Origin of the sequence: Sphingobacterium shayense, from assembly GCF_013179575.1 — a bacterium.
Classification (GTDB): domain Bacteria; phylum Bacteroidota; class Bacteroidia; order Sphingobacteriales; family Sphingobacteriaceae; genus Sphingobacterium; species Sphingobacterium shayense.
In genome coordinates this window covers 1-5,892 of sequence record NZ_JABMCQ010000206.1, presented here as the reverse complement: position 1 = coordinate 5,892, position 5,892 = coordinate 1, and the positions used below count along the sequence as shown (strand labels likewise).

Here is a 5,892-nt window from a genome sequence, read left to right as displayed (position 1 = left end):
TGATCATAATTAACTAAAAAGCACTTTGATAAATAGCATGAAAATCTTCTTTGGAAACAGGCTTGGGATTTGACGGATGGCAGAAATCAGCATAGGCAAGTTCTGACAATGGGGCTAAATGTTCCCTTTCAACACCTATTGAGGATAAACGAGTAGGCAGTTCGAGTTTTCCGTTCAAGTCAAATAAATAATCGACAACTGCACTACCAGAATTATCTCCTAGTCCCAGTGCACTACCTATTTTATCAAAACGGTGCTCCGACCCCTCATAGTTGAAGCGCATTCCGTACGGAAGATTTACCGCGTTGGCCAGCCCGTGGTGGGTATCAAGTAAACTAGAGAGTGGATGCGCAAGACTGTGCACCACCCCGAGTCCTTTCTGGAAGGCTACCGCCCCCATTAAGGAGGCAAGAAGCATCTTAGCGCGTGATTCGATATCCGGATTTCTGGTTGCCGTTTCAATCGAATCGGCAATTAGGGAGATCCCTTGAAGCGCAATACCGTCACACATGGGGTGAAAGTTTTTTGCCAGGTACGCTTCCATATTGTGGGTTAGTGCATCCATTCCCGTAGCCGCTGTTATGAAGGACGGGAGGTCAATCGTAAGCATAGGATCCGCAAAGACAATTTTTGCCATCAGTCTTGGGCTAAAAAGAATTCTTTTCCTTTTCGTATCGTCTTCAGAAATGATGGCGCTTCGCCCAACCTCACTACCGGTTCCCGCAGTAGTGGGGACAGTTATAAAATGCGGAATCTCATTTGTTACGTAGACATCGCCCCCAATAAGATCGTCATAATCGAATAGATCCCTGTCGTGGTGAGCCCGGAGCGCAACAGCACGGGCTACATCGAGCGCCGCCCCTCCACCGATTCCAATGATGGAGTCTCGCTTGTATTCGTGGTAAACGTCACCTCCTTTGATCACATCTGATTTCACTGGATTTTTGTGCAATTCATTATAGACCACAGTATCGATTCCCTTGTTAGCCAGCTTTTCAATGATTTGCTTAAAAAAAGGAAGTTCCGCAATAACCGGATCGGTCACCACCAAAGGGCGATTAAGCATGTTTGCCTGCAGATAAGCGGGCAATTCATCAATAGCTCCTGCACCAAATCGAATAGGTGTAGGAAAGTTAAAACCATAAATTTTATCTATATCCATCCTGTGGTTAAATTATTTCGAAATATCTTTTTGTTTCCCAGTCGGTAACCTGTTCAGAAAATTGTCGCCATTCCCAGAATCTCGATCGAGTGAAGTGGTCAACGAATTTTTCACCGAAAAGCTCAGAGGCAAGCTTAGACTGACTCATCCTGCTTGTTGCCTCATAAAGATTAACCGGCAGCGTCCCCGAGCGTGTATCCTCATAACCGTTACCTACTGTATGGGGGCTATCCAAGGAAAGTTTATTTTTTATCCCATACAATCCACTGGCTAGACTCGCTGCCATCGCTAGATATGGATTTACATCAGAACCGACAACACGATGCTCTATTCGGGTAGATTTCGAACTGCCTAGTATCACGCGCAGCGCTGTAGTTCTATTATCAAAGCCCCAGGTTAATGTAGTGGGAGCCCAAGCTCCTTCGGTCAGTCTTTTATAGCTGTTTACTGTAGGGGCAAACATGGGAAGGATTTCAGGCAGACAGTGAAGCTGCCCTGCAAGGTAATGTTTCATTAAGGGGCTCATTTGGGTATCATCATCCCCATTATAGAACAAATTAGTTTGCTTACTAGAATCCCATAGACTTTGGTGTATGTGGCCACTACATCCGGGCAGCTCCTTTGTTTGTTTAGCCATGAAACTTGCGAGTATCCCATGCTTCTTCCCTATTTCTTTTACCGCGGATTTGAAAAGCGTCGCTCGGTCGGCGGACTCCAGAGCTTCAGCACATTGAATGGCAGCTTCCAGCACGCCAGGCCCCGTCTCGGTATGCAATCCCTCCAAAGGAACATCAAACTTTTCGAGCAATTGGCACAGGTCGCGGAAGTACTCAAAATTATCGGACATCCTTAAAATAGAATAACCGAACATCCCCGAGGTGATCGGAGACATCTCCTTAAAACTACCCATATTAGCGACATCCGGTTTCAAAAAATTAAACCATTCAAATTCTTGGGAAAAAATCGGTGTGTACCCTGCTTGATGAGCTTGCGCTATTATCCTTTTTAAAAGGGTTCGGGGGCACACCTGTTCGCCTAGGGAAAGCTCGGATTCGAAATCAGCTAGGAAGAAAGGAATATCTTCTTGCCATGGTATTAGGCGGAATGTGGATTCATCAATCTTGGCTGAAAAGTCCCCATATCCGGTATGCCAGCCTGTTATATCAACATTATCATAAACTTGGTCATTAATATCCCATCCAAATACCACCGAGCAGAATCCGAATTCGCTTTCCAGTGAAGAAATAAATTTTTCCCTATGCATGAATTTTCCCCGGAGTACACCATCCATATCGACAACAGCGATCTTCACGTGGGAACTTTTATTTTTTCGGAGTTTGGAAATGATTTCTCTTCGGTCAATCATAATTTAGCGTTTTTATCCTTGTCAAGGAAGATTAAGAAATATAAATAAGATAAGCCCACCAGACCAAAGAATACCATTGCGGTCTGCGGGTTGTAGTATATCATCGCGAGCAGGCATACGCTAGCGATCACCAATGCAATCATTGGAAAATAAGGGTATAAAGGCACTTTGAAAGGTCTAATCAATTCTGGCTCTTTCCGTCTTAAGGCAAAGAAAGAAATCATTGATATAATATAGAGACAGATTGCGCCGAAACACGCGATAGTAATAATCTCACCGGTCTTTCCCGTGAAAAGGGCAATCAAGCCAACTAACATATTTACAATCAGCGCATTTGCTGGCGTGCTAAAACGTCTGTGTATTTTCCCCAGGATGGCAGGAGCGTAACCAACCCTGCCGAACTCAAAAGTTGCCCTACCCCCGGCAAGGATAATACCATGAAACGATGCGACTAGGCCTAACAAGCCCACTCCAATAAGAAGTTTGTACAAAATATGAGAACTATCAATAACTTGCGCTATCGCCAAGGGCAAAGGAGAGTCTGATGGTTCGACACTCCCTGGAGGGTAGACAATGGTTTCCCACCCTGCAACTCCCACAGCCGACAAAAACGTAATCACACACAATAGGACAAGTGTTAGTATAGCCGAACCAAAGCCAATCAACACATTTCTTTGGGGGTTTATTGTTTCTTCGGCTACGTTTGCAATTCCTTCAATCGCTAGGAAAAACCAGATCGCAAAAGGGATAGAAGCAAAGATTCCAGGGATACCGTTGGGCAGCGCATTATGTTCAAGATTAGAAAACTCAAATTTGGGCAGCGTGACGCCCGCGAAGATCAGCAATTCGATGACCGCCAGCACAGTAATAACAAGTTCAAATGAAGCCGCCAACTTAACTCCCAGGATATTCATCGCCGTGAAGATAGCATAAGCACCTACTGCAAATGTGAGGTAACCAACAGACGGATATAATAGATTTAGATACGCACCAATTGCAGCAGCAATAGCTGGAGGTGCGAATACAAACTCTATGTTCTGCGTAATACCGGCTACAAATCCTAATTGCTTGCCCAATCCCCTATTTGCATACTCGAAAGCTCCTCCTGCCTTTGGGATTGCACAGGCCATCTCAGTATAACTAAATGTAAAAGTTAGATACATTGCTATTACAAAAACCGTGGCAATAGCGAGACCCAACGTACCGCCTTCTGCTAGACCTAGATTCCATCCAAAATACATTCCAGAAATCACATATCCCACCCCAAGCCCCCATAGCATTACAGGACCGAGGACTTTTTTTAATTGGGGATCACTCATAGTTCATATGTAGGTAAATGACAAATTAATTAGTAGAGTAAAAATACTGTTTTAAAATATAGATTAGCATAATAAAACTGATATTTCATCAATTTCAGTAAAATAAGTTTACGATATTTTAAATTAAAGTATAATATCACTAACTTGAATGCAAGTATTTATTATTTTCAGGCTTATTTTACTACAAATATGAAATTTGACGAAAAAGATCTAATGATCTTGGACATCCTTCAACGAGATGCGAACACTAGCAACAAAGAAATTTCGGACCAGATTAACCTGTCCATGACCCCGGTATACGAACGAGTAAAGAAATTAATATCCATGTCCATGTTAAAAAAAAAGGTCTATCTGCTTGACAGAAGAAAATTGGACCTGAATGTGATGGTCCTCGTATCTATCAGCATGGAAAAGCATTCCAATGAAAGCGCATTGACGTTCATGGAGGAAATACAGAAAATCCCAGAGGTTGTTGAATGCTTTCATGTGACGGGTGCATTTGACTATCAGCTAAAAGTAATGGTCCGCGATGTCGATCACTATCACGAGTTCAATTTTAAGAAGTTATCAACGATAAAAGGAATCCGGCATATGGAGAGTTATTTCGTAATGAAGGAAATAGTGAACACCACGCAGGTTCCACTATTCATTTAACAAGTAAGATTTTGATTGATTAAACTCTTAACTGGATTAAGAATCAGAATCACCGCTTCTAGAGCTTGCCGGCTCCACTACACCTTGATTGCCGACTTCGCTGTTCTGATTAATAAAATATGAAATTTATTTTGGGATCTTACGTATTACTTTGCCTTATTAGCATCCTTAGCTACTTTAAAAAGTGCAGGATTAATATGGCAATAGCCGCCAGGTGTTTTATCTAAGTAGTCTTGGTGATAATCCTCGGCTTTATAATACTTTTTTATTGGCGTTACCTCCACTGCTATGGGCAGAGTGTGTTTAACCGCTTCCTTTTTTATCCGTGCTGTTATAAGCGGCAACTGCTGACCCGAGGTATAATAGATCCCGGTACGATACTGGTCACCTACATCGTTACCCTGTTTATTTACACTCGTCGGGTCGATGGAAAGGAAATATAAATCAAGTAACAGATCCAAGTCCAGCTTCTCAGCGTCGTAGGTAACCTTTACCGTTTCTGCGTAACCTGTATTTTCGCGCACCACCTCGTTATAAGTTGGATTATCTGTACGCCCATTGGCGAAACCTACTTCCGTACTGATAACACCATCTACTTGTTTGAAGAAATGTTCTGTTCCCCAGAAACACCCCCCGGCAAAGTAGATAATATCTATACTGTCACTACTGCTGGTTGTCTCATTGATGACTGCTTTTTCTCCCAAGTCCTTTCCGGCCCGGTTATTCATGCCATTGCTACAAGCTGTCATTGCAAGTAAGCTAAATGCTGTTGATAAGAGAATTGCTATTTTCATATCTATATTATTTTATTTTCCATGTTTTCAACGAGCTTTCTGTACACGGACTTGGTAAAGCGGATATATTCTTTGGTTAACGTATCATAGCCAACCCAGTTTTGAAGGTTTCCGTAGGAGCATCGAGGCGCTCCTACTTCATACCCCGAGACTAAAATATACCGGTCGGGATTCCTCTGGTATATTTCTGCCGTTACTTTGTTCGGTGCGTTACAGGAACGTTCCAAAGCGTTCGAAATGGCAGGTGTACCCATTCGGATTTTTTACCAGATAATCTTGGTGATAGTCTTCGGCGGGCCAAAATTTAGTAAACGGTTCCAGCGTCGTTACAATTTTTCCAGGCCAACGTTGGGAATCATCGACGAGCTTGATCATCTCGTGAGCATCACTTTCTTCTTCATCGTTCTGAATAAATAATGCCGAACGGTAACTCTTCCCTCTGTCGTTTCCCTGTCTATCTACCGTGCTCGGATCATGTACTCTGAAAAAGTAATCCAACAATTCTTTATAGGTTGTTTCACTTGGATCATACGTGATTTCAAGACCCTCAGCATGGCCGGGGTGATACTCGTAGGTGGGATTATCATTCTGTCCACC

At 42.9% G+C, this 5,892-nt stretch carries 7 protein-coding genes; 1 reads left to right on the top strand and 6 read right to left on the bottom strand.

The window, feature by feature from the left end; genetic code table 11:
- Nucleotides 1-13: 13 nt before the first annotated feature.
- From HP439_RS17220 to eat, 3 genes are read right to left on the bottom strand one after another with little or no spacing between them, the layout of a single operon-like run.
- Nucleotides 14-1,162, bottom strand: a complete 1,149-nt coding sequence (locus tag HP439_RS17220; RefSeq protein WP_172391576.1) for an iron-containing alcohol dehydrogenase — start codon at nucleotides 1,160-1,162, stop codon at nucleotides 14-16.
- A gap of 7 nt (nucleotides 1,163-1,169) precedes the next feature.
- The gene (locus tag HP439_RS17215; protein ID WP_216657889.1) at nucleotides 1,170-2,528 is read right to left on the bottom strand and encodes a glutamine synthetase family protein; all 1,359 of its coding nucleotides are present in this window, start codon (nucleotides 2,526-2,528) and stop codon (nucleotides 1,170-1,172) included.
- Nucleotides 2,525-3,847 carry an ethanolamine permease gene (eat, locus tag HP439_RS17210; protein ID WP_172391575.1) on the bottom strand — a complete coding sequence of 441 codons (1,323 nt, stop codon included), beginning with the start codon at nucleotides 3,845-3,847 and terminating at the stop codon, nucleotides 2,525-2,527. Before eat ends, HP439_RS17215 begins: the two co-directional genes overlap by 4 nt.
- A 189-nt stretch (nucleotides 3,848-4,036) precedes the next feature.
- On the opposite strand from eat, the gene HP439_RS17205 reads away from it, so the two are divergent.
- The gene (locus HP439_RS17205) at nucleotides 4,037-4,501 is read left to right on the top strand and encodes an Lrp/AsnC family transcriptional regulator (protein ID WP_172391574.1); all 465 of its coding nucleotides are present in this window, start codon (nucleotides 4,037-4,039) and stop codon (nucleotides 4,499-4,501) included.
- 146 nt (nucleotides 4,502-4,647) lie between these two features.
- Here the strand turns inward: HP439_RS17205 and msrA (HP439_RS17200) are convergent, their stop codons facing one another.
- From msrA (HP439_RS17200) to msrA (HP439_RS17190), 3 genes are all read right to left on the bottom strand, one after another.
- Complete coding sequence (msrA, locus tag HP439_RS17200; RefSeq protein WP_172391573.1) at nucleotides 4,648-5,250, bottom strand: peptide-methionine (S)-S-oxide reductase MsrA; 603 nt, start codon at nucleotides 5,248-5,250, stop codon at nucleotides 4,648-4,650.
- A gap of 47 nt (nucleotides 5,251-5,297) precedes the next feature.
- Nucleotides 5,298-5,549 carry a hypothetical protein gene (locus tag HP439_RS17195; RefSeq protein ID WP_172391572.1) on the bottom strand — a complete coding sequence of 84 codons (252 nt, stop codon included), beginning with the start codon at nucleotides 5,547-5,549 and terminating at the stop codon, nucleotides 5,298-5,300.
- Nucleotides 5,506-5,892: peptide-methionine (S)-S-oxide reductase MsrA (gene msrA, locus HP439_RS17190; RefSeq protein ID WP_172391571.1), on the bottom strand; the 387-nt coding region annotated here is incomplete at its 5' end. The genes HP439_RS17195 and msrA (HP439_RS17190), both read right to left, overlap by 44 nt.